We start from the raw sequence: 23,976 nt of genomic DNA, 5'->3' as shown, positions 1-23,976 counted from the left end.
GCTCGCCGTGCGCGACGGCGAGCCGCGGCCACCCGCACCTTCGTTTCTTGCACGATGGAGTCGGACCGTGAACGATCTTCGAGAACAGCTCGAACCGACGGATGAAGCCGCGATCCCCTGGCCATTGGCGGCAACACCGATGGAGCGGCTCGAGGCGGGCGCCCCCACCGCGCAAAGGGCGGACGTCGCAGCGAGCCGCTATGCGTTTTGGCGTGAGCTCGGATGGGTGAAAGCGCACCCCGAGCGCGCCGCGGCGCGCTTCGCGTCGCTCGGCCTCTCCGAACCTCGGTTCGTCGCGCTGTTCGGCGAAGATCCCGGCGCGCTCGCCGCCCGGCTCGGCCCCGCGCCCGCGTGGTTCCATAGGGCGTCGATCGCGCTCGCGGAGCACGCGGGAGCTCGCGAGGGCGATGGGCCGGGCAGCGACATGGATCTCCTCTCGCTCGTGAGCCCGCTCATCGACCATGCGACGCGTGAGCTGTCCAGCAGGCTCGCGCAGCTCCTGTCCGGAGCGGGGGTCCCCGAGGAGCTCGCGCCCCTCGCGTCGCTGGCGGAGGCGCCGCCCGGCGCGCGCCTCTGGGAGGCGCTGAACAAGACGATCCTGTTGGAGATGAAGGTCGCCCAACTCGATGGGTTGCTCCGATCGAAGACCGCCGAGGAGCGCCTCGTGGAGTTCGCGGCTCGGGCCTTCGATCCGAAGGTGCGAGCGCCCATCTGGGCCGAATATCCGGTGCTCGTTCGATATGTCGTGACGCTATTGAATCAGTGGGTCGACCGAAGCGTGGAAGTCGCGCAGCGCTTGATCGCCGATTGGCACTTGCTCATCGCCTCGGGGCTCTTGCCGAAGGAGCCCGGCCGGCTCCTGGAGCTGTCGATGGGGCAGGGGGACGTGCACCGCGATGGGCAGAGCGTGGCCATCGCTGTGTTCGAGAACGCCAAGGTCGTCTACAAACCGCGCTCCCTCGGCGCCGAGGACGCGCTCCATCGACTCCTGACGTGGTTCAATCGCCGAAGGCCCGCGTACGAGCTGCGCGCCCTGCGGATCGTCGACCGGGGCGATTACGGCTGGACCGAGTTTCTCGCCCACGAGCCCTGCACCGATCCGGAGCAGCTGCCCGCGTTCTATTGGCGTGCGGGCGCCCTGCTGGCCTTGCTCCATGCCTCGTGGGGTATCGATTTTCATCGCGAGAACTTGATCGCCCACGGCGCTCACCCCGTCGCCATCGATTGCGAAACCTTGTGCCACCTCCTCGATCCCGACGTGAGCGGCGTCTCTCCGGAGCCCGGGCCCGAGCCCGTGGGCGCCTTTTTGGCCCGCGGTGTCCATCGGGTTGGCCTTCTCCCCGTTCCGGTGATGTTCCGCGACGAACAATCCAAATGGCGCCGAACGGATCTTTCGGCCCTCGCCGGCGCGGCCGGACAGCGCGATCCGGTGACCTGCGCCATGCCCGTGGTCGAAAACGGAGAATACCGGATTCGCCCGCAGCGCGGCCATATCGAGGCCGCGCACAACTTGCCCTCGGACATATCGCCCGCCGCGTTCATCCGCGACGTCGTAGACGGTTTCGCCGCCTCGTACCGTGCGCTCCTCGATGGACGCGACGAGCTGCTCGGCGAAGGCGCATGGATCGATGGGTTGCGCGGGATCGAGCTGAGGCTGCTCGTACGCCCTTCGATGTATTACGAGCGCGTGCTCGCGGACAGCTTTCACCCGGACTTCCTGCGCGACGCGATGGATCGATCCGTGTGCCTGGACCGCCTCTTCGCCCATGGTCACCGACCTGGTATGGCGCCCGTCATCGAGGACGAGATCCGCCAGCTCGAGACGGGCAACATTCCGCTCTTCACCTTTCGACCCGAATCCCGCGATCTCATCCTCAGCCGCGGCGACCGCGTTCGCGACTTTCTGCCCGCGATCCCGCTCGACTGCGTCCGCGAGCGCCTCCAAGGGCTCTCCGAGCTCGATCTGGCGCACCAGATCGATTCGATCGAGCTGACCTTGGCCTGCTTCGATCCGCCGAAGGTGGACCAGCCGGAGCCCGCGCCGATTCGAATGTCGCGCGCGGTCACCGCGGGCGAGCTTCGCGCAGAGGCCAAGCGGATCGGCGCCATGGTGAAGGGCAAACGGATCGAGGGCGAGGGCGGCGTGGGCTGGCAAGGTGCCAAGAACTTCGGCCATGGCGTGTGGAGCTCCGGCGCGCTCGGCTCCGAGCTTTACGACGGTCTGGGCGGCATCGCGCTCTTTCTCGCGGTGCTCGGTCGCGAGACATCCGACGGCGCCGCGCTGCGAATCGCGATCCGCATCGGCGATCAGATGGCCGAGGGGCTCCGTCCGCTCGCGGACGATCCCGACGCGTTCGCCGCCATCGATCCCGAGCACACCGAGCTGCCGATCGGCGCGTTCACCGGCCTCGGTGGGGCGCTCTACGTCCTCGGCAACCTGACGCATCTCACGGGCGACACGCGATGGATTCCATGTTTGCGCGGCCTCGCATCCTGGCTGGGAAAGCGCTGCGCGACCGATCCGCACCTCGATGTCATCGCCGGAACGGCCGGCGCGCTCCTCGGGTTGCTCTCCATCGACGACCTCGTCGACGTGCGCGCGGCAGCGGCCATGGCCGCGCGCCGCCTCCTCGAGACCCAGGCGATCCGGGGCCGCCATGCCGGCGGCTGGTGCAGCCCGTCGGGATCGAGACCGCTCGCCGGCATGGGTCACGGGGCGGCCGGCATGGCCATGGCCCTCTCACGTTGGAATGCCCTCTCGCCGGATCCTCGCGTTCCCCGGGCGCTCGCGTCCGCGCTCTCGTTCGAGGCGCGCCTCTTCGATCGAGACGCCGGCACCTGGCGCGACGCGCGCGAATCCGAGCAAACCTTTATGACCGGTTGGTGCCACGGAGCACCGGGTATCGCGGCGAGCCGCCTCGCGATGTTGCGCGCGTGGCCGGATGCGAAGGTGCAGCGCGACCTTCGACGGGGCATTCGCGCCACCATCGTGCACGGCGGATTCGCGTCTCGGGATCTGTACGGTGCGGGCCACGATGGCCTCTGCCACGGGGACCTCGGCAACCTCGAGCTGCTCTGCCTCGCCAGCCGCGAACCCTCCTGCGAGAGCCTGGCCCCGACGAAAATCGCCCAGTGCTACCGCGCGGTGCTGAAACGTGCGGCACGCGACGGCTGGCGAGCATGCGAACCGTTGGGCATCCCGAGCCCCGGGCTCATGAACGGCCTCTCCGGCATCGGCCTCGCCTTGCTCCGCGCCGCGACCTGGATCGAATCGGAGGGCGCGGCCCGAAGCCCATCGGTTTTGCTGCTGGAGCGCTTTTCCTCGTGATGCGTCGCTCGAGGTCAGCCGATGCGTGCTTATCCAAAAAAGGAATCGGATGTGTCGGGAGGTGTCTCCACATGCGTTTACAAGGAAAATGAATTTCGCTGGATCGGAGCCCGTTCGATTTCGGGCTGCGCGCGATCCAGTGGGAAATACGCGTGCACCGCAAATTTGCGGAATTGAGATCGATCGCTGCGTGGATCGGAAGCTGCTTTTGGCCGATTTGCATCTTCCACACCCACTTGGGTCGACAACGTGAGAGAGAGGGCGCACAAACCATGAGGACGATCTGGAACCTTGCCATCGCGATGATGCTCTCGTTTCCTGTTGCCGCTGGATGTTCCTCGGCGGCCAACGAATCGAGCACGGAAGGGGGATTGGCGGACGGAGAGGAAGAACTCGGCGAGACCGACAGCGTGATGACGGGAAAATTGGAGGCGGCGGCTTGTTATTGTGCGCAGCCATATACCTGCGGACATTCCCGTTCGCCGTCATACATGTACCCTGCCGCCTATTCGGCCATCAAACGCGCGGGGGTCACCGATTCGCAGCTCACCCAAACCTACGGCGACGCCGAAGCGTCCGTCGGTACGCATTGCCCCGAGCCGGGGACCAAGTATTCGGCGGCCACCGACGTGACCTCGACGTCCAGCCCGTGCACGCGCGTCCATCGCCTTCGCATGGAGGGATTCGCGGCATGGTCACGCGTCCCGCCGACGTTCTCCGCGCATATCCACGCCGTATACGCCGGCACGCCGGTGCTGAAGCAATCGCTGAAGAACCAGATCAATTCCTTCTATCAAAAGCGAAACGGTCTGGCCAACAATGCCATCGACACCATTTGCCCCATCACCCAAGCCGAAATCGACGCCGTGCGAAGGGTGCAGGGCGGAGGGGGAGGCGGCGGCGGAAGCTGCGTGGCGGGCGGCAGCTATTGCGGTGGTGACAAAGTCACCGGCGATCCCAATACGCTTTACCGCTGCAACGCGGACGGAAAGACGGCCACCGTCATCCGCAGCTGCGCGCACGGTTGCAGCGTAAACTCGGGTCGCGACGACAGCTGCCGTTGCGTGGCCGGCAGCGCGTACTGCGGCGGTAACGTCATCGACGGCGACGCCGATACGCTCTACCGCTGCGGCTCCGATAGTGTCTCCACCACGGTCATCAAGAAATGCTCCAACGGCTGCCAGTGGAACACCGGCGTCGACGATAGCTGCAAATAATGCTGTCACCGAGGCGCGCTCGTACCACGGCTGGGTCGCTCACCCGCGGTGGTACGAACGCGGCCGCGCGGGATCGCCCGCCCCTCAGAGGCCGCTCGTCTCACGCACCCCCAGAAGTGCGCTCACCAAGCTGATGGCCGCGCCCGCGCCGATCACCCAGAGCGTGTCGACCTTCTTGGACAAGAGCGCGACGAGCCCTGCGAACGCGATGACGAAGGTGATGGGCCCCGCCACCCCATCCCGCGCGAGGGGGACGGCCGAGGCCACGAGGAGGCCCGCGCTGGCGAGGACCACCGCGCGAAGCATCCCTCGGATCCGTGGATGCTCGGCGCGTGGGCCGATGAATCGGAGGAGGAAGATGATCCCGAGCGCGGGCGTTGCCATGGCGAGCCAGCCCGCGATGGCCCCGACGATCCCATCGGCGAAATAACCGACGCTCACGACATACAAGCCGACCGGCCCCGGCGTGCTGCGGGTGATCACGATGGCGGCGTTGAGCTGATGATCGGTGAGGACGTGACGTTGCACGACGAGCTCGTCGCGAACTACGGGCAACGACGCGAGGCCGGCGAACGTCGTTGCGGTGGCCTTTAGGAGAACGAAGTAGAGCGTCAGAAACTTCATTCCGCATCACCTCGCGCCGGCCAGAGCAATCCGCCAACGGCCGCAAGAAGGAGGACTTGAAAAGGCGATACGGGGGCGAGGGTGACCAGCACGACGGCGGTGGGGATGATGACCAGCGCCTTCGCCGGAGCCGCCTTCACATGCGGCGCAGCCAGGACCCACGCGGTGTTCAGCATGACGGCTATTGCCGCTGCAAACGCTCCGCGAAGGGCAGAATGAAAAATGGAGTTCGATTGCCACACCTCGTAAAAGCGTGTTGCGAGGACCGCGAGGATGGAGCATGGGAGCGACGCCGCGGCCAACGCCACGAGCGCACCCACCCACCGGCGCGAGAACCATCCGACCGCCGTGCAAAAGGCCAGCAGGTTGGTGCCGGGCGTGAGGCGCGACAGCGCATAGGCCAGCTGAAACTGAAACTCCGAGATCCAGCGGCGCCGCGCGACGAGCTGATCGCGCAAGATGGCAATGGTCGCGCTACCCCCGCCGAACGTGAGGTTCGCATACCGCGTGAAGACGCTGGCGACGCTCGAGAGGCGTGGGGCGTGCGGCGATTCGGATCGCGGTCGCATCGGCATCGCGCGGAGCGTACCCTCGGGCGCAGGCGATCAGGGCTCGGTCTTTCGCAGCTCAGTTGGGCTGCGCCGATGGATCTCGGTGCACCGGCCCTCGCTCCCGCCGCGGTCCGCGGATGGGGTACGAGCATCCTGCGTGTGGCGGCGCACGTGCTTCTCGTACGATCCGCACACATGACAACGCCCCGGTCCGAGTCGCTGTGGAAGGCGTGGAGGAATGCGCCACACGTCGGAGCGTTCGAGCTCGGATCGATCGTCCGTGCCGTCGTGGTGGTGGTCGGTTTCGCCAATGCGTTGGCCAGCGGTCGCGTGCAACACGGGCGTCCCTCCTAAGCTCCCGCTCGAACCAGGGTTACGGAAATCCTGCGCGCCCTTCTTTTGGCGAACCTCATGGCCTTGCCTCCGCGGTGCATTCTCCGTCGTGTGTCGCAGTGTGTATGCACGACCCGGACCACACCGGCGGCGCGTTTTTCTGGCAGCGCACGGCGGAAATTTCACCGGGCGCCCGCCTGGAGATGGTGATCCCTCGATCCAGTTTGGCTCATGGAAGCACCGCTCGACCGCCGACGACGCGGTGCACCCCATCGCGGTGGGGCGGTTCGGTGGCGCCGCTCTACATCAATAAACGAGTGCCATGCCGATGTCCGCTTCGCAACTTTCAATCTCCGAACGAGCGCTGGCGCGTCCCGGCATCGGGCCTTATTTCGTAGAGCCGTGGCAGGACGTCGAATTGTACTGAATTCGTAATCGATTCGAGTGAGGCGCGAGAATATCCGCAAAACGCATTGCGCTCACTGCATACCTACCCGCGCCCTGCCATGTTCAACCCAGGCACGAACGACCGCGTTCATTCGGATGGGAACCTTGGGGAAGGGCCATCGAACGGCGCCCAAACGAGGCCGTGGCCATGGAGATGGGCCGCCTCGATCTGCGAAAATCGGCACAGGGGTCGCACGCGCGGGAGGGATCGATCGCGTCGCACGCATGACGTGTACGCACACGATGACGGACTTCGAGGTCATGGTCCCGATGCCTACGGGGGACCGTTCTTCGTCGCGGGATCCATGGACGGATCCGGAGGAAGGTAGCACCAGACTACATCGTCGTAGCAAGAACCAACGGCAGCACGGCGGGGGCGCCCGCCTGGCGGAGACGTGCTGCGGCGATCGTCATGGTCCAACCGCTGTCGACGCGGTCGTCGATGAGGAGGATGGGCCCCGTCGATTGGGCTACGCTGGACGCCAGCGCGTTTGGCACGACGAGGGTCCGACTCACGGCTTGAACGCGCTTTGCGCTGTTGAACTGTGTTCCCGGCGAGCCGGATTGGTAGCGGAGCTGCCCAAGGTATGGGATTCGACCCACCTGCGAGATGCGCCGGGCGAGGCTCTCGATGAGCAATGGCCAGCGCAGAGACGGTAGGCTCACGACGAAGGTGGGCCGCGCGGTCCATTTCCATGCGGCGAGCACGTCGACCACCGCGGCGAAGACGTCATCGGTGATCGAGGCATCGTCGCGATCGCCGGCCAGCATCGTGCGCAAATGATGGCCCCAACCCATGTCGGTCAAACGACCGACGGCCCGGCCTTCCTCGTGCGCGATGTCGGCCTTGATCTTGCCGGAAAGCCCCAGCTCCTTGAGCCCCGAGGGCCATTGTTTTCGCGCCTCGATCTCGACCCCCGGCCTGCGTAAGCGTTCGTGCGCGGCCTCCATGGCCTTTGGTGCAATTTCGGATGTGCGGCCGAGGCCCGTGCAGTTGTCGCAACGGCCGCAGTCTTTGGCCGTGTCGTCGTCGAGGTGTTTGCGAAGGAATACCTCGCGGCACTGGGACGTCGCGATGTAGTCGAGCATCGCCTTTTTCTCGGCCATGCGTTCCCTCGCGACGCGAGCGTAGCGTTCTGCGTCGTAGTGCCAGGCCTGCCCCGTAGCTTGCCACCCGCCGCGGACGCGATGCACGGCGCCATCGACGTCGAGCACCTTGAGCATCATTTCGAGTCGGTTTCGGCTCAAGTCGATGATCGATTCGAGCGCCATCGTCGAGAGGGGGCCGTCGTTCAAGGCTTCGAGCGTGGCGCGAACGAGCGGCTCGGGCGGAAAGGCGAGGCCCTCGAAGTAGGCCCAGATTTGCCTGTCCTCCGGGCCCGGCAGCAGAATGACCTCGGCGCGTTCGACGCCGCGGCCGGCGCGGCCCACCTGCTGGTAGTAAGCAACGGGTGACTGCGGTGCGCCCACGTGGATGACGAACCCGAGATCGGGCTTGTCGAACCCCATGCCGAGCGCCGAGGTGGCGATGAGTGCCTTGAGTTTGTTGTCGAGGAGGTCTTGCTCGGCGGCGATGCGTTCGGCCGGTTCCGTCGAGCCATGGTAGGCGGCGACCGGATGGCCCTGTTCGCGCAAGTACGCCGCAATCTGCAGCGCGTTGGCCACGGTGAGGGTGTAAATGATGCCCGAGCCGGGCAGCTCGCAAAGGGTCTGTGCCAGCCATGCGAGACGTTGCTCGGTCGAGGGAAGCTCGATGACGCTCAGATGAAGGCTGTCGCGTTCCAGCGCGCCGCGAAGGACGAAGGTGTCTTGCCCGAGCTGCTCGGCCACATCGCGCGTGACGCGGGCGTTGGCCGTGGCGGTCGTTGCCAGAATGGGAGTCTGTGCGGGGAGGTCCGCGAAGAGCGTGCGCAGGCGCCTGTAATCCGGCCGAAAATCGTGGCCCCAATCCGAGATGCAATGGGCCTCGTCGACCACGACCAGACCCGCGCTCACCGCGAGCTTGGGCAACACGTGATCCCGAAAGTCGGGGTTGTTGAGGCGTTCGGGGCTGACCAACAACAGGTCGACCGTGCCCGCGGCCACCTTCTCGTGAATCGCCTCCCACTCGTCGAGGTTCGACGAGTTGATGGTGACGGCTCGAATGCCCGCACGTTCGGCGGCCGCGACCTGGTTTCGCATCAGCGCGAGCAGCGGCGAGACGATGACCGTTGGCCCCGCGCCGAGACCACGGAGCAGCGCCGTGGCGAGAAAATACACGGCCGATTTTCCCCAGCCCGTGCGCTGCACGAGCAAGACGCGCTTTCGCTGGACCGCGAGCGCCTCGATCGCGATCCACTGGTCATCGCGCAAGGTAGCACGCGGGCCGGCCAGCGCCACGAGTCGCGTTTCGGCCTCTTGTCGCAGAGCGCGGTCGTTCATGGGTAACGCCCCATCATGCCCGACGTCGCCCCGCATGTGGAGAGTCGTCGCCAGGTTCGCGTTCGCGGTAGGGGTGGATGGAGAGCCGTCCAAATGAGCAGGGAGCGAATTCATCGTGCGGAGCAGTGCGAGCGGTATGCCGCCGAGGTCCACGCGGTTCTTTCCGGGACCGCGGGGCCATCGAGGTGTCCGAGACAGTTTGGACGGTGTCCCGGACAGGTGCTCGACCGGCCATGTCAGCCGGGTGCTTTCGACGGCTCTCGACGTCGCCCGTCATCCCGCCCGCCAAATCGAATGCCAATTTGTACGAGCCTTGGGGCGCTCGCGACACCTTGTCGGATCGAGCTCCGTTCGATGAATCGCCGTCGCGGGCAATGAGGCGAGTCGAACGCGTCTACGTGCGTGGCATACGTCCTGCTATGAAGCATGAGGATGAATGGCGTCTTTTTGAAGTACACTCGTTTCGCTCTTCTTGCTCTTCCCGTCGCTTGCGCCAGCCGCGCCGACATCGCGCCCGCGAGCGCGGAGACGCCGCCCGAAGCGCGCGCCGACGCGGGCGCATCGACGGCGGCGACGCCGGGTGAGACGCCGAAACGCTTCGTTCAGATCATGGTATTTCGCGCCGAGCAGGACTTCGACCGAAAGACCGCACCGCCTGCGACCTTTGCGAGCCTCTCGCGCGAGCCGGGGATCAAGGTGATGGTCTCGAACCATACGCTCCTCGAAGCGGACGAGGCGAGCTCCTCGTCCAAAGCTGCGAACAACGACCTATTTCAGATTTACCCGACGTTGCTCGAATCGGGGGACATCCGGATCATGGCAAACTTGGACGTCGCCGGCCCCACTCCCGACAGTCGCCTTCGTTTCAAGACGACCACCACGGTGCACGACGGGCAGCTGGTCATGGGGGCCATGCAGACGTCGCCGCCCAAGCCGGAGGAGCATTGGTTTTATGCCATGGAGGTGCGGGTCATTCGAAGCTCGTCGGAGCTTCAACGCATCCGCGACGAAAAGCAAGCCGCGCCGCGGAGCTCACTTTGAACCCTCTGCCTCTTACTCCGTCCCAATCCCCAGGGAACCTCGTCGGGAGACGTCCGCCAGCATGGCCGACCCTTGGGACCTCCTCCCGCACGTGGGGGCGCTCACGGGCAATTGTCGCGGAGCCACGAGGTCTCACGGCGAACCCGGCTTCCCGCCGCGCTCTTCTCGGGGCGCCTCCGGCGAAACGATGTCTTCCTCCGGATGCTTGACGCCCTGAAGAACGGCCTCGATCGCCGCGTCGTTGCCGCTCTCAGCCGCGCGCGCGAGCGCCTCGTGATCGCGAATGACGTCGGGACCGAGCAGATCCTTCAACCATATGCGCTCGACCACCGGATACGCCGCCACGATCGGCAGAATGAGCACGACGCCCAGAATTCCTTGGAGAGTTCCGCCGACGAGGAGCGCCAGGAGCACCGCGAGCGTCGAGAGTCGCAAGGTCGACCCGTAGATGCGCGGCACGATCATGTACGCCTCGATCTGATGGTACACCACATAGGTGGCGACGACGATGCCCGCCGTGATGGGCGAAACCGTCAACGCGAGGAGCGCCGCGGGCAAGGTCGCAAGAATAATCCCGACAACCGGAATCACATCGCACATCCCCGCGAGGACGGCGAGGGGAAGGACGGCCGGAACATGACAAATCTGCAGCACCACGCCCGTGAAGACCGTGAAGAGAAGGGACGTCATGAGCTGCCCGCGCACATACGCGGTGACCACACGGGAGACCTCCGGAATCGTCTCCGCCACCCTCGCCCGATGCGCCCGCGGCACGTACGCGAGGAGCCACACATAGAGGCGCTTGCCATCCAGCAGGAGATAGAGCGTCGTGATGACGACGCAGAACGCGGTCGCAATCGCGCCGAGCGTCGTTTGACCGACCATCAGCGTTTGATGGAGTCGTGGCGCAATATCGGGCGCGGACGGCAGCGCGAAGAGCTGCTCGATGACTCCACGCCATGGTGTATCCGCGTGCAGATGGGCGAGCACGCGCTCCCGGAAAGAAGGAAACTGTTCGACCAGTGACAAGAACTGTCGGACGAGTGGCGGCATGGCGAAGGCCGCGACGGTGGCGACGCTCCCAAGGAGTAGAAGGGCAAGGGTGAGGATAGCTACGCCTCGGGGAACACGACGGCGTTCGCACCATGCGACCATGGGCTCGAGAGCGACAGCCAGAAGCAACGACAGAAAAAGAAAGAGCAATTCGGGCCAGAGCTTCAAGAAAGCCCAGACCAAAAGAGCCGTCACGAGCAGGCGGGCAATCGTGGAAACGGGGACGTGGAGCTCAATCCGAGTGCTTCGTTCCGGTTGGCGTCCTCCTGAGGGGTCCGTCATGGCCTTGCGTGCCTCATCGTCGATCCAGGAGGTCTTGCTCGAGCGCGCCTTCTTCGTGCTCCACGGCGTTAATCCTCAATTTCGTTCCCGTTCTTCGTAGCCAGAAGGTCCCTCGAGCAATTGCCGGGCCATCAGTACCGCCACATGGCGCAATGGGAACCGCTCGCCCTGCACGAAGGGGACGGCCCAGTATTTGCTCGCCCGATACTCGACACCCTGGCTAGGTCGAAATCGAAAGGATGGTCTGCCGTCATGAAATACGGAATCGCATGGTTGCTCGGCGTCCCCCCCGTACTGATCGGTTTATGGTTCCTTTTGAATCATTGCTAATGATCTACGCACGGATCACGGAGCGATGGGGACGGCATCGACCGGAGAGCTCGGCGACGTGACGCCGGTACGAAAGGTACGGCAGGAGCTCTATGAACAAGGCTTCGAAGGGATACGTCGATAGGTGATCATGGTTTCGCCGGTGCGGTGAGACCCCCGTGGGCGCACGATCGGCCGTGCAAAGGTGCACTCCGTATCTGCCGCGGAGGAGCACCGCATCGCCCGCGGCGTTCAGAGCACCATGCCGGCTCGCCACCCCGGCCCGCCTGCGCATCCACGCGGTGCATTCTGGCACAGCCGCATGGATCGAGGCAAAAAGCATCGCGGGACATGCGGATGACCCGAAAGGTCATCGTTATCGAGCGTGCCGCGGGGTACATCGCAAACACGTCGCGATACGCCTCGCGGGTGCGCTTCTTGCGGTGCGAGCAGGTCGACAACGGACACGCACGGGCCCTGCACGTGCGCTGCTGAGTCGTGCAGGCGGGGAAAAGGAGACGAGAAGATGACGAAAGCGACGAAGCAAGGCGACTCGGGAAAACGAGCGGCGGACGCGGGGACCGACGACGCCAATCACGTGGGCGAAGGCGGTGAGCTTCACCAGACCGCCTCTGGCGAGCATCCTCCTCTCACGACCAATCAGGGCGTTGCGGTATCCGACGACCAAAACTCGCTGAGGGCGCACCCGCGCGGGCCGACCTTGCTCGAGGATTTCATCCTCCGGGAGAAGATCACCCACTTCGATCACGAGCGGATCCCCGAGCGGATCGTGCACGCGCGCGGCGCGGCCGCGCATGGGTATTTCGAGCTTACGCAGTCCCTCTCCAAGTATACGACCGCGAAGGTCCTGACCGAAGTCGGCGTGAAGACCCCGGTATTTACGCGGTTTTCCACGGTCGCGGGCGGCGCGGGGTCGGTCGACACGCCGCGGGATGTCCGGGGTTTTGCGGTCAAGCTCTATACGAAGGATGGCAACTGGGATCTGGTCGGCAACAACATCCCCGTCTTCTTCATTCAGGACGCCATCAAGTTTCCCGACCTCGTTCACGCCGTGAAGATGGAGCCCGACCGAGGCTTTCCGCAGTCGGCCACAGCGCACGATACATTCTGGGATTTCATCTCGCTCACCCCCGAAGCCATGCACATGGTGATGTGGATCATGTCGGACCGCACCATCCCGCGGTCACTTCGGATGGTGGAAGGCTTCGGCGTCCATAGCTTCCGTCTCGTGAATGCCGCCGGGGACTCGACCTTCGTAAAGTTTCACTGGCGCCCGAAGCTCGGCCTGCAATCGACCATTTGGGACGAAGCGGTCAAGATCGCAGGGGCCGACCCCGACTTCCACAGGCGCGATATGTTCGAGGCCATCGCGGCCGGTCAGTACCCCGAGTGGGATCTGGCCGTTCAGCTCTTCACGGAGGAGCAAGCCGAGCGCTTCGAGTTCGATCATCTGGACGCGACCAAGCTCATTCCGGAGGAAATGGTCCCCCTCCAGGTCGTCGGGCGGATGGTCCTCGACCGGTGGCCAGACAATTTCTTCGCCGAAACCGAGCAGGTCGCGTTCTGTCCTTCGCATTTGGTCCCAGGTCTGGACTTTTCGAACGATCCGCTCCTGCAGGGCCGTCTCTTCTCGTATCTCGATACCCAACTATCGCGGCTAGGATCGCCCAATTTTCACAATCTCCCGATCAACGCTCCGAAATGCCCTTTCGCCAACCATCAACGTGACGGGCATATGCAGACGGGGATCCCCAGAGGGCGGGTTGCATATGAACCGAGCTCCTTGCAATCCGATTCGCCACGCGAAGCGGCGACCCACGGCTTCCGCAGCGTCCCGCGGATCGAACAGGGCGAAAGGGGGCGCGTGCGCGCCGCGAGCTTCGCCGATCACTACACCCAGGCTCGTCTCTTCTACCGGAGCCAGACGCCGTACGAGCAGGCGCATATCGCCTCGGCCTTGGTTTTCGAGCTCTCGAAGGTCGACCATGTGCACGTGCGCGAGGCCATGGTGGGTCACCTGCGGCACATCGACGAGCCCCTCGCAAAGCGGGTGGCCGATGGGCTCGGCCTCGAGGAGCTCCCGCCTGCTCCCGCGTCCAGCCGGCCCGTTCAGGATATGGCGCCCTCGCCGGCCCTGCAGATCATCGGCAAAATGAAGGACACGCTCGAAGGGCGGTCCGTCGGCATCCTGATCACGGATGGTTCGGACGCGAAGGCCCTCGCGGCGGTCAAAGAAGCTTCCGTGGCGGCCGGTGCGAGCGTGAAGATCGTGGCGCCGAAGGTGGGCGGGACGAAGCTCTCCGACGGGGAGACCGTCTCCGCCGATGGTCAGCTCGCCGGTACACCGTCCGTCCTATTCGACGCGGTCGCCATCCTCCTCTCCGAGGATGGCGCCAAGCGGCTGTCCAAGGAGGCGGCGGCCGTCGACTTCGTTCGCGACGCCTTTGGGCATCTCAAGGCGATCGGCGTCGACTCCGGAGGCCGAGCCTTGCAGAAGGCGGCCGGGGTACCGACCGACGCGGCCGGGGTCGTGGCCGCCGACGATGTGACTCGGTTCATTTCGGCGGCGAAGACGCGCGTGTGGGATCGAGAAGCGTCCGTTCGAACGCTCGCATGACCGAGTCGTTCGAACGCGGGCACACCCGATCGTCGAGGGGATCGGGCTGGCGGCCGATTGTTTGCCGTCCGGCGCCCGCGTTTTTCGCGCCACCTCTGGACGTCAGCAGGGAACGGGATGAACGACGCCGTCGTTCATCGGGTGACCTCGAAGAAGAAGTCGCGCATGGGCGGCGAGCTGCCATTCGCAACGGATGCGTCCAAAATCCACTTTCCCACGGCGAGGTCGAGCACCCCGAGGCCGAACGGCGAGAAGACGATCGGCTTGTTCGGCTGCACGGTCACGTTTTTTTGCAGCACGTCGGCGAGGGTCCCGCGGATGAAGTCGCGATGCCCGAGCTTCATTTCGGTCAGGTGGGGCGACGTGTTGGCTTTGAGCACGTGCTCGACGTCGTCGACGATGTTCTCCGAAGCGAGGAGTAGCTCGGGCGCGAGATCGCGCAAGGAGATGTTGAGCAGCAACGGGTCGTGAGCGAGCAGGGAAGGGTCGTTGGCGTAGGGGGTCGCGGCGACCGTGGCGAAGACGGCGACGTCGCACGACCCGAGGAGCTCCTCGAAGGATGCGGCGCACCGGACATTTCGTTCGCCTTGGTCGCGAAGCATCGCTTCGAATGCGTTCGATTCGGCCGGGTTCGTATCGAAGAGAACCACTTCGTCGAGCTCCCAGCCGGCCCCCCGAAAGAATCGATGGATGTATCGCGCGATGAGCCCATTGCCCACCATACCGAAGCGGCGGACCTTTTTGTCCTGGCGGAGGGTCTCGGCGGCGAGGACGGCGGAGGCCGCGGTGCGCGCGGCGGAGATGATGGAGCTCTCGAGCACGGCGATCGGATAACCGGTGTCGTAGTCGTTGAGGATCAACACGGCGCTGGCGCGTGGAATGCCAAGTTGCAGGTTGTCCGGATAGCTGGCGATCCACTTGATGCCGGAGACGCGGAAACGTTCGCCCAGGAACGCCGGCAACGCGATGATTCGGGCGTTGGGCCGCTCCGGAAAGCGAAGAAAATAGCTGGGAGGGTTCACCGAGTTGCCCGACCCGTGCGCGAGGTAGGCCTCCCGCACGACGTCGATGCAGCCGGGGATGTCTCCGTGGATGATATCGTAGCAGGTTTTGCCTTTTACGATGGCGAGGTTCAATGCGGGGTGGCTCGATGTTTCCATGTGGTCAGTACAACCCCTGGGCCTCGAGTTGGCGAAAGAGCTGGACCACGCTTTCGTCGGAGAACTTGCCGCCATCGCGTTGAACGAGCTCCAGCATGAGCCCGGATTGCGGATCGCGCGTGGTGAAGATTTGAAGAAGCCCGGGACTCCGGATGATATCCGTCGCAAACGAGACCCCGGCGCGGCGCAAATCGTCGGCGACCCCGAGGAGGTTCCTCACCTCGATGGCGACGTGGGTCACCCCCGGGCCGTAGTGCGCAATGTACTCCGAGACCTGAGACGCCGGCGTCGTGCCCTGCGTCAACACGAAGGTGAGAGGGCCCGCCCGGAGGACCGCGGACAGCATGCTGGTGTGGTGTCCGCGGGTCTCACGCTTCTCTTCCACGGTAAAACCCAGCACGTTGACATACCACGCGATGGCGGCCTCCAGGTTGGGCACCGCGAACGCGATATGATCGACGCCGACGGCGTGCTGGCCGATGAGTCTTGTAATTCGATCGATTGCGGTCACGTGTTTCCCTTTGTGTCGAGACGATGTTTCGAGGGTTGCGATGGAGCTCGATGTCCTACGAGCTCGTCGAGGATTTCTTGGTAGCGACGCGCCATCCGGGCGATCTCCGAGGGCCGGAAGAAGCGCGGGTCGAACTCGAATCGGGTATGCAAGCCATTGCCGCGTGGCTCGCGCGATACGAGGCAATTCAACGGCAAATGGTACCGGTCATGTCCAGGCGTCGCATGCGACACTTGGAGCTCGCGTGCGTTCGGCACGCGCAGATTGTGAAAGTGCACATAGTTGAAGAGCGCGGTGCAAAGCCCATGTCCGTCGCCCCCGGTGATGGTCGGAAACGGCATCCACGCATGCGGCTCGATGGCTGCGAGCTCCGCCTCGACCGCCACGATTGGGGTGGCCCCATCGCCGTGCGGCGACACGCGAATTGGCACGATGTTCCAAAACAGCCCCAGCGCACCCCAAGGGTCGGAGAGCCGCGCCGTCCGTCGATTGGCCAATGTGGCCAAGGTAACGCTCGGCTGCTCTTCGAGCTCCGCGATGAGCCGCGCAAATGCCGCCAGAAGCAACGACTTGAGCTGCACGCCGCAGGCCGCGGCCCGCGTGATGGCGGCCTCCGCGAGCCCCGGATCGATGGTCGCCAAAACCGGCGCGCCATGCGCCGGTGCTTCATGCAGAGGCTCGGCGAAGCGCCGGCTGCGCGGCGCATCGACGAGGTACTCGTCCCAGAACGCGCGCGTGACACGGTCGCGACGGAGCGCGTCGCGCTCGAGCGCGATGAGCTCGCGGTAGACGTTGGTTTTTGCAGGCACCATGGGTCGCGTACCCTGCCGCACGGCGGCGTAGGTCGCGGCGAGCTCGCCGAGGAGCTCGGCGTTCGACCAACCGTCGAGGACGGCGTGGTGCGCGGATACGAACACGATCGCGCGATCCGGCGCCAATGCGAACAGATGGAATCGCAAGAGACGCCCTCGCGCGCCATCGCGCGCAAAGCGCGTCGCGCGATCGTGCGCGAGCGCGGCTTCGAGCCGAGCGCGCTGCATGCTCGGATCCAAAGCCGTGAGGTCCTCCAGGGGCACCTCGACGGGCCCTGGGCGATGCACGATCTGAACGACCTCACCGTCCGCGCCTGCGGGCCCGAGGAGACGGGTGCGGAGCATCGGGTGGCGCCGCACCGTGAGCTCGATGGCCTCTGCGATACCCGCGAGCGAAAGATCGCGCGCGCGCACCTCGTACATCTGCTGCAGGTGGAATACGCCACTACCGGGCGGCGCGGAATCGTAAGCCCGCACCACCATCGCCTGAACCCCGGTCAACGGAAGGACGTCCTCGACGTCGTCCGGTAACCGCTCCTGCCCGTACACCGCCGTCTCGACATGCACCCGCGCATCGACCTCGGCGGGGGTGAGCGGCCCCGCCGCTTCTTCGTCGGTCGGATGCGGGCCTTCGGCGATTCGCGCCGCGAGCCGTGCGACGGTCGGCGCCTCGAACAGATCGCGCGGGCGGAAGGCGAGTCGTCCGTCTCGCTGCGCGGCCTGTGCCGCTTGAATGGCGCGGATCGAATCGCCTCCGAGCGCAAAGAACGAGTCGTGAATGCCGGCGCGCGGCGCGTGCAGGACGGTGCGAAAGATCTCCAGTAGAGATGCCTCCGTCTCCGTACGCGGTGGCGTTCCATCGGCCTTCGCCACCGCGCCCGGTACGGGGAGCGCCTTGCGATCGATCTTGCCGCTCGGCGAGAGCGGAAAGGCATCGAGGACCACGAACGCCGCGGGGACCATGTAATCGGCGAGCCGAGTCGCAGCGAACTCTCCCAAGCGCGCGGCGTCCTCTCCCGTCGCGTCATGCAATACCACATAGGCGATCAGCCGCGGCGCGCGCGCCCCGTCAGGCGACGCGTCCATGGTCACCAATGCGCTGGATACCGCCGGGTGCTCGAGCAGCACGGCCTCGATCTCACCGAGCTCGATGCGAAATCCGCGGAGCTTCACCTGCTGATCGAGCCGGCCGAGGAACTCCACGGCGCCGTCGGGCCGGTAGCGAACCCGATCGCCGGTACGGTACATGCGGGCCCCCGGCTCCGCGCCAAATGGATTCGGAATGAACCTGTCGGCCGTGAGATCGGGCCGCGCCAGATACCCGCGCGCCAATTGGATCCCTGCGAGATAAAGCTCACCGGGCAGCCCGATGGGAACCGGCATGAGCTCCCGGTCGAGCACATAGAGCTGCGTATTCCAAACGGGACGGCCGATGGGCACCGAAATCGGCTCGTCGCCGGGGCGGCACTCCCACGCGGTGACATCGATGGCCGCCTCGGTCGGACCGTACAAATTGTGCAGCGCCGCGTTCGGCAAGCGCTCGAAGAACCGCGACGCCGCTGCCGCGGGGAGCGCCTCACCGCTGCAGAAGACGCGAGCCAATCCCGCGCAAGCCGAATGGTCCGGCTCCTCGAGAAACGTCTGCAGCATGGTGGGCACGAAGTGGACGGTCGTGATCTGCTCGCGACCGATGAGCTCGAGGAGATAGCGGCTGTCGCGGTGACCGTCGGGTCGCGCGAGCACCAGGCGTGCGCCAACCATGAGCGGCCAGAAAAATTCCCACACCGAAACATCGAAGGTGAATGGCGTCTTCTGGAGCACCCGATCCTGCGGAGTCAGACCGTATTGCTGCTGCATCCACTGCAGGCGATTCGTCAATCCGGCGTGCGTATTGACCGTGCCCTTGGGGACACCGGTCGAGCCCGACGTGTAAATCACATAGGCCGCGTGCGCCCCGGTCACGGCTATCGCGGGATCGTGATGGGGAGCGAGGGCGAGGCGCTCGCGGTCGGCGTCGGGGCACACCGTCCGCGCTCGCGGCATCCCGAGCCGATCGATCCACGCCGCGGGCGCGACGACCGCCGAGAGCTCCGCGTCACGAACCATGAACGCCAAGCGCGCGTCCGGATATGCCGGGTCGAGCGGGAGATATGCCGCGCCGGCCTTCATGACGCCGAGCAGCGCGACGACCAGGTCGATCGAGCGCGGGAGGCACACCCCCACGCGCGACTCGGGGCCGACACCGAGAGCACGCAAGGTGTGCGCGAGCTGATTCGCACGGCGCTCGAGCGCCGCGTACGTGAGGTGCTCTGCCCCGGCCACCACGGCGATGGCCTCCGGCGTTCGGGTCGCCTGCGCTCGGATGAACGCGTGAACGGCCTCCGGTGCGACCGCGCGCGCCGTATCGTTCCATCCGACCCATGTTTGCTCCCGCTCGGGCGCGCCGAGCAGGGGCAGCTCGGCGACGGGCCGCTCGAGCGATACGGGGAACGCCGCGAGCAGCTCCACGTAGTGATCCAGGTGGCGTTCGATGGTGGGCTCGTCGAACAGATCCGTGCTGTACTCCAATGTCGCCACGAGCTTGCCATGGCTCGCCGCGACGCTCATGGTCAGATCGAATTGCGCCGTGGCGCTCTCGCTCGGGAGCGGTTCGAGCGCGATGTCGTCGCCGAGCAGCAGCGGCGCCATCGGCGCGTTCTGCAACGCGAACATGACCTGCACGAGCGGTGCGCGGCTCGGATCGCGAACGGGGGCGAGCGCCGTGGCGAGCGTCTCGAAGGGCAGATCCTGGTGCGCATACGCGCCCAAGGTCGCAGCGCGGGTATGGGCGAGGACCTCGCGCACCGTTGGCCGGCCCGCGAGATCGACCCGGATCACGAGCGTGTTGACGAAAAATCCGATGAGCGCCTCGAGCTCCACATGGGAGCGGCCCGCGATCGGTACGCCGACCAGGATATCGCGCTGGCCAGCATACCGCGCGAGCAAGGTGACCCACGCCGCGAGCGATACCATGAAGAGGGTCACGCCCTCCCGGCGGCAACATGCCTCCAGCGCCGCCGCCGTCGCGCCGGGGATGGCGAGCGCGCGGCGCGCTCCGCGAAAGCTTCGAACCGTCGGGCGCGGTTTATCGGTGGGCAGCTCGAGGACCTGCGGAGCGCCGTCGAGCCGGCGCGTCCAATACGCGAGCAGGCCCTCGAGCGTGCCGCCTTGGAGGGCTCGCCTCTGCCACGCGGCATAGTCGGCATATTGGATGGGCAGGGCGGGCAATCCCGCCGCTCCATCGGCGCGCGGCTGCGAACGATAGAGCTCCGCGAGCTCGCGCACGAGCACCCCCACCGACCACGCATCCGCTACGGCGTGGTGCATGGCGAAGACGAGCACATAGGCCCGATCGTCGAGACGGAGCACCCGGGCGCGAACGAGAGGACCCTTCGTCAGATCGAACGGCCGCGCCGCCTCGCGTGCGATGTGCTCGCGCGCGGCGCCTTGGCGCGCGTCCGCGGGCAGGTCCCGCAGGTCCAGCGATGGGAGCTCGATACCGGCGAAGGGAAGGACGCGCACCTGCACCCGCTCGTCTCGGTGCTCGAACACGGAACGTAGCACCTCGTGACGGCGCACGACGGCGGCGAGCGCGTTCGCCAAGCGATCGACTTGGAGCGCACCATCGAGCCGCACGGCACCCGAGACGTGGTACGCGGCGCCCGCGCCGAGCTGATCGAGCAGCCACATGCGCTCTTGGCCGAACGAGAGGGCCGCCTCCGGAGCATCGCCCTCGGGGCGGCGCATGATCGGCGGCAGCGGCGCGCGGCCGGTACGCTCCAAGGTCGCCGCCTCGATGCGCTCGGCCATCTCCGCGAGGGCCGGCGCATCGAACACCTCACGCAGCGGGAGCTCGACGCCGAGCGTGAGGCGCACGCGCGCCACGAGCTGCGTCGCCAGCAAGGAGTGCCCGCCGAGCGCAAAAAAATGATCATCACGGCCGGCGCGCGCGACGCCGATCAACTCCGCCCAGATCGCCGCGAGCGCGATCTCGACGCGGGTCGCTGGCGCGACATACGTGGCCATCGCCGCCGACGAGGCGTCCGGCTCCGGGAGCGCCTTTCGGTCGACTTTCCCGTTGGGCGAAATGGGCATTCGCTCGATCCGCGCGATTTGCGCGGGCACCATGAACACCGGCAACCGCTCCTGCAGGTGCGCGCGCAGCGCGGCCACGGGGACGTCGCTCGCCCGGTCGAGCGCGACATAGGCAACCAGCCGCTTGCCGCCCGCGCCGCCTTCACGCACGACGACGGCCGCCTCGCGCACGGCGGGGTGCTCCAGGAGCGAGCGCTCGACCTCCGCGACCTCGATCCGGAAGCCACGGATCTTCACCTGCTGATCGCTGCGACCGACGAACTCGATCACGCCGTCCGCGCGACGGCGCGCCAGATCGCCCGTCCGATAGAGGCGCGCGCCGGACCGGGCGAAGGGATCGGGGATGAAGCGCTCGGCCGTGAGATCCGGCCGGCCCGCGTAGCCTCTCCCGACGCCAATCCCACCAATGTACAGTTCGCCCACGACCCCGATTGGAACCAAGTCGAAGCAGCGATCGAGCACGTAGACGCACATCCCCGCGAGCGGGCGCCCGATCGGCGGCGGCTCCGCGCCCTCCGAGGCGAGGATCGGCCCCCACGTCGCCAGAATGGACGTCTCGGTCGGCCCGTAGTGGTTCGTGAATCGAAACAGCGGCGAGCGGCGGGGAGGGCGCTGCACTTTGTCGGAGCCGGTCAGGAGCGCGCGCAAGGCGAGGTCCGGCGGCGAAGATTCCACCAGCGGTTCGGCGAGGACCGGCGACAAATGGGCGACGGTGATCCGCTCGCGCGCAAAGCACTCCGCCAAGAGCGGGACGGACAATCGGGTCTCTTCGTCCAAAATGTAGACCGTGGCGCCGGCCACCAGGGCGGGCCAGAGCTCGAGCCCACAAGCGTCGAACCCCATGACGGCTTGTTGCGCGACGCGATCCCCCGGCCCGAGGGCATATTCCCCGACGAACCAGGTGAGCAAGTTGACCAGACCGCGATGGTGATTTTCGACCCCCTTGGGTTTGCCGGTGGAGCCCGACGTGTAAATCACATACGCGAGGTTGTCGGCTCGCGTCTGATTCGCCGGATTCTCGCCATCATCCCCCCAGACCTCGGGCGGATCGCCGTCGAGATGAACGAAGTTCTTTATTTTCCCGGATTGGGATACGGACTGCAGCGCCGTGCTCACCAGGTGCGCCTGGGTGACCACGGCCGCGGCTTCCATGTCTTCGAGCATGAACGCCAGGCGCTCGCGTGGATAGGTCGGATCGAGCGGCGCGTAGGCCCCGCCCGCCTTGAGGATTCCCAAGAGGCCCACGACCATATCGATGGATCGTTCGACGCAGATACCGACGCGCACGTCGGGGCCGACCCCCATGCTCCGCAGCCGGCGCGCGAGCCGATTGGCCCGCTGGTTCAACGCGCGATACGTGAGCTGCTCCTTGCCGAAGATCACCGCCACGGCCTCCGGCGTTCGCGCGACCTGCGCCTCGAACAGCTGGTGGATGCACGGTTCGGCCGGGCGCCCGGGGCGCGGGCCGTCGTACGTGCGGATCATCTGCTCGCGTTCGGGGGCCGTCAGGAGCGGCAATGCCGTGACGCTCTGATCGGGGCGCGCGAGGATGCTGCGCAGCAACGTCTCGTAGTGCGTCATGAGTCGCGCGATGGTCGACGCGTCGAACAAATCCGAGCTGTACTCGACCGAGCCTTCGATCCCTTCGTCCGTCTCTCCGAGCGTAAGCGATAAATCGAAGCGCGCGGTCGCCGTCTCCACGGGCTCCGGCTTCAACACGAGCTCCGGCAACGCGAGCGCGGAGGCCGGCGCGTTCTGCCACGCGAAGACCACTTGAAAGATGGGGGCGTGGGCCCGACCGCGCTCCGGCGCGATCTCTTCGACCAGCCTCTGGAACGGCAAGTCCTGATGGGCATACGCGCCCAATGTCACGTCCTTTACCCGCGCCAGCAACTCGCGGAACGTGCTCCTCGGGGACACCTCGGTTCGCAACGCCAGCATGTTGACGAAGAGACCCATCAGCCCTTCGAGCTCGGGGCGCATCCGATTGGCGATGGGGGACCCGACGACGATGTCCGTCTGCCCCGTGTACCGCGACAAGAGGACCTGGAACGCCGCCAGCAGCGTCGTAAACAAGGTCACGTTCTCGCGCCGGCTCATGGCCGCGAGCTCCGACGCCAGCGATTTGGACCACGCGATCGGCTGCACGGCGCCGCGCGCGCTCCGCACCGCGGGTCGTGGCCGATCCGTTGGCAACTCCAAAAATGGAGGCGCGCCTTCGAGCTGCTTTCGCCAATAGCCCAACTGCCTCTCGAGGACATCGCCCGAAAGCCATTGGCGTTGCCATACGGCGTAATCGGCATATTGAAGCGGCAGGGCCGGCAACGGATCCGGCCGCTCGTGGCGGTACGCTTCGTACAGCGCGGCCAGCTCGCGTACCAGCACCCCCATCGACCATCCGTCCGACGCGATATGGTGCATCGTGAAGAGCAAGACGTGCTCGCGCTCGGAGTGGCGCAGGATGGTCGCTCGAAGGGGAGGCTCGTTCGCGAGATCGAACGGCCGCTCCGCCTCCTCCCTCGCGCGCCGCGCGGTTTCGGCGCGTTTGCCCTCTTCATCCTCGGCCTCGAGCTCCACCCGCGCCAAGGGCACCGCCGTTCCTTCGAACGCCCGTTGCCGCGGCTCGCCCGCGACCTCGACGAACCGCGTCCGGAGCACCTCGTGGCGCGCGACGATGGCCGAGAGACTTCGCTCCAATGCGCGGACGTCCAGCTGCCCGATCACGCGGAGGACGGCGGGCACGTTGTAGACTGGGCTGAGCGGCTCCAGCGCGTGCAGGAACCACAGACGCTGTTGTGCAAACGATAAGGGCAGCCCTCCGTCGCCGCGCGCCGCGCGTGGGATGGGCGAGGAGCCCAGGTCGCCCGTCGCAGCTTGCCCCAATGCCTCGACGATGACCTGTTTATGGAGGCGCAGTTGCTCCTTGAGCGAGGCCGAGAGCACGCCCGCAGGAGCACGGAACTTCAACGCGCCCCCGTCGACCCAAAGGTTCACGCCGAGTGACGCCAACTGCCCCATCAATTCGAACGCGCCCATCTCTCTCCCTGCACTCGTTGCCGGGCGACGGCTCGCCGCCCTTCCATCTTCGTCGCCCCAGCTTCTGGCGCTCATGACT

At 66.1% G+C, this 23,976-nt stretch carries 10 protein-coding genes and 1 pseudogene; 4 read left to right on the top strand and 7 right to left on the bottom strand.

All coding sequences use genetic code 11. From position 1 onward, the window contains the following. Nucleotides 1–67: 67 nt before the first annotated feature. Both LZC94_21470 and LZC94_21465 read left to right on the top strand, forming a co-directional pair. Nucleotides 68–3,328 carry a type 2 lantipeptide synthetase LanM family protein gene (locus tag LZC94_21470; protein ID WXB19781.1) on the top strand — a complete coding sequence of 1,087 codons (3,261 nt, stop codon included), beginning with the start codon at nucleotides 68–70 and terminating at the stop codon, nucleotides 3,326–3,328. 491 nt (nucleotides 3,329–3,819) lie between these two features. After that, nucleotides 3,820–4,545: a hypothetical protein gene (locus LZC94_21465; GenBank protein ID WXB19780.1), complete on the top strand. Its 726-nt coding sequence runs from the start codon at nucleotides 3,820–3,822 to the stop codon at nucleotides 4,543–4,545. An 84-nt stretch (nucleotides 4,546–4,629) separates the two neighbouring features. Here the strand turns inward: LZC94_21465 and LZC94_21460 are convergent, their stop codons facing one another. The 3 genes from LZC94_21460 to LZC94_21450 all read right to left on the bottom strand — a co-directional run bounded on the left by LZC94_21460 (nucleotide 4,630) and on the right by LZC94_21450 (nucleotide 8,921). Further along, nucleotides 4,630–5,169 carry a chromate transporter gene (locus LZC94_21460; protein ID WXB19779.1) on the bottom strand — a complete coding sequence of 180 codons (540 nt, stop codon included), beginning with the start codon at nucleotides 5,167–5,169 and terminating at the stop codon, nucleotides 4,630–4,632. After that, a complete protein-coding gene (locus tag LZC94_21455) occupies nucleotides 5,166–5,744 on the bottom strand; it encodes a chromate transporter (protein ID WXB19778.1) in 579 nt (192 codons plus the stop codon). Before LZC94_21455 ends, LZC94_21460 begins: the two co-directional genes overlap by 4 nt. 1,092 nt (nucleotides 5,745–6,836) lie before the next feature. Beyond that, a complete protein-coding gene (locus LZC94_21450; GenBank protein WXB19777.1) occupies nucleotides 6,837–8,921 on the bottom strand; it encodes a RecQ family ATP-dependent DNA helicase in 2,085 nt (694 codons plus the stop codon). A gap of 432 nt (nucleotides 8,922–9,353) precedes the next feature. On the opposite strand from LZC94_21450, the gene LZC94_21445 reads away from it, so the two are divergent. Next, the gene (locus tag LZC94_21445; GenBank protein ID WXB19776.1) at nucleotides 9,354–9,962 is read left to right on the top strand and encodes a hypothetical protein; all 609 of its coding nucleotides are present in this window, start codon (nucleotides 9,354–9,356) and stop codon (nucleotides 9,960–9,962) included. A gap of 132 nt (nucleotides 9,963–10,094) precedes the next feature. Here LZC94_21445 and LZC94_21440 read toward each other — a convergent pair whose 3' ends face one another. Beyond that, a complete protein-coding gene (locus tag LZC94_21440; GenBank protein ID WXB19775.1) occupies nucleotides 10,095–11,297 on the bottom strand; it encodes an AI-2E family transporter in 1,203 nt (400 codons plus the stop codon). A gap of 910 nt (nucleotides 11,298–12,207) precedes the next feature. On the opposite strand from LZC94_21440, the pseudogene LZC94_21435 reads away from it, so the two are divergent. After that, nucleotides 12,208–14,244: pseudogene (locus tag LZC94_21435) on the top strand (catalase). Between the two features lie 134 nt (nucleotides 14,245–14,378). On the opposite strand, the gene sbnB reads toward LZC94_21435, so the two are convergent. Genes sbnB through LZC94_21420 form a run of 3 tightly spaced genes read right to left on the bottom strand, consistent with a single transcriptional unit; the run spans nucleotide 14,379 to nucleotide 23,972 of the window. Beyond that, nucleotides 14,379–15,404 carry a 2,3-diaminopropionate biosynthesis protein SbnB gene (gene sbnB, locus LZC94_21430; protein WXB19774.1) on the bottom strand — a complete coding sequence of 342 codons (1,026 nt, stop codon included), beginning with the start codon at nucleotides 15,402–15,404 and terminating at the stop codon, nucleotides 14,379–14,381. Between the two features lie 4 nt (nucleotides 15,405–15,408). Further along, nucleotides 15,409–15,915 (bottom strand): VOC family protein, encoded by a 507-nt coding sequence (locus LZC94_21425; GenBank protein WXB19773.1) that lies wholly within the window; start codon nucleotides 15,913–15,915, stop codon nucleotides 15,409–15,411. Continuing rightward, entirely contained in the window at nucleotides 15,912–23,972 is an 8,061-nt protein-coding gene (locus tag LZC94_21420) for an amino acid adenylation domain-containing protein (protein WXB19772.1), read from the bottom strand. The genes LZC94_21425 and LZC94_21420 overlap by 4 nt, the downstream gene beginning before the upstream one ends. Nucleotides 23,973–23,976 lie beyond the last annotated feature (4 nt).

The sequence above is a fragment of the Sorangiineae bacterium MSr11954 genome, from assembly GCA_037157815.1.
Classification (GTDB): domain Bacteria; phylum Myxococcota_A; class Polyangia; order Polyangiales; family Polyangiaceae; genus Pendulispora; species Pendulispora albinea.
The sequence above is the reverse complement of the archived record's forward strand: the minus strand, read 5'-3'. Positions and strand labels throughout refer to the sequence as shown.

What these genes read in the sequence shown, in the direction of transcription:
- LZC94_21465 (WXB19780.1), top strand. Translation starts at nt 3,820, where the DNA reads ATGTACCCTGCCGCCTATTCGGCCATCAAACGCGCGGGGGTCACCGAT.
- LZC94_21460 (WXB19779.1), bottom strand. Translation starts at nt 5,169, where the DNA reads ATGAAGTTTCTGACGCTCTACTTCGTTCTCCTAAAGGCCACCGCAACG.
- LZC94_21455 (WXB19778.1), bottom strand. Translation starts at nt 5,744, where the DNA reads ATGCCGATGCGACCGCGATCCGAATCGCCGCACGCCCCACGCCTCTCG.
- LZC94_21450 (WXB19777.1), bottom strand. Translation starts at nt 8,921, where the DNA reads ATGAACGACCGCGCTCTGCGACAAGAGGCCGAAACGCGACTCGTGGCG.
- LZC94_21445 (WXB19776.1), top strand. Translation starts at nt 9,354, where the DNA reads ATGAATGGCGTCTTTTTGAAGTACACTCGTTTCGCTCTTCTTGCTCTT.
- LZC94_21440 (WXB19775.1), bottom strand. Translation starts at nt 11,297, where the DNA reads ATGACGGACCCCTCAGGAGGACGCCAACCGGAACGAAGCACTCGGATT.
- sbnB (WXB19774.1), bottom strand. Translation starts at nt 15,404, where the DNA reads ATGGAAACATCGAGCCACCCCGCATTGAACCTCGCCATCGTAAAAGGC.
- LZC94_21420 (WXB19772.1), bottom strand. Translation starts at nt 23,972, where the DNA reads ATGAGCGCCAGAAGCTGGGGCGACGAAGATGGAAGGGCGGCGAGCCGT.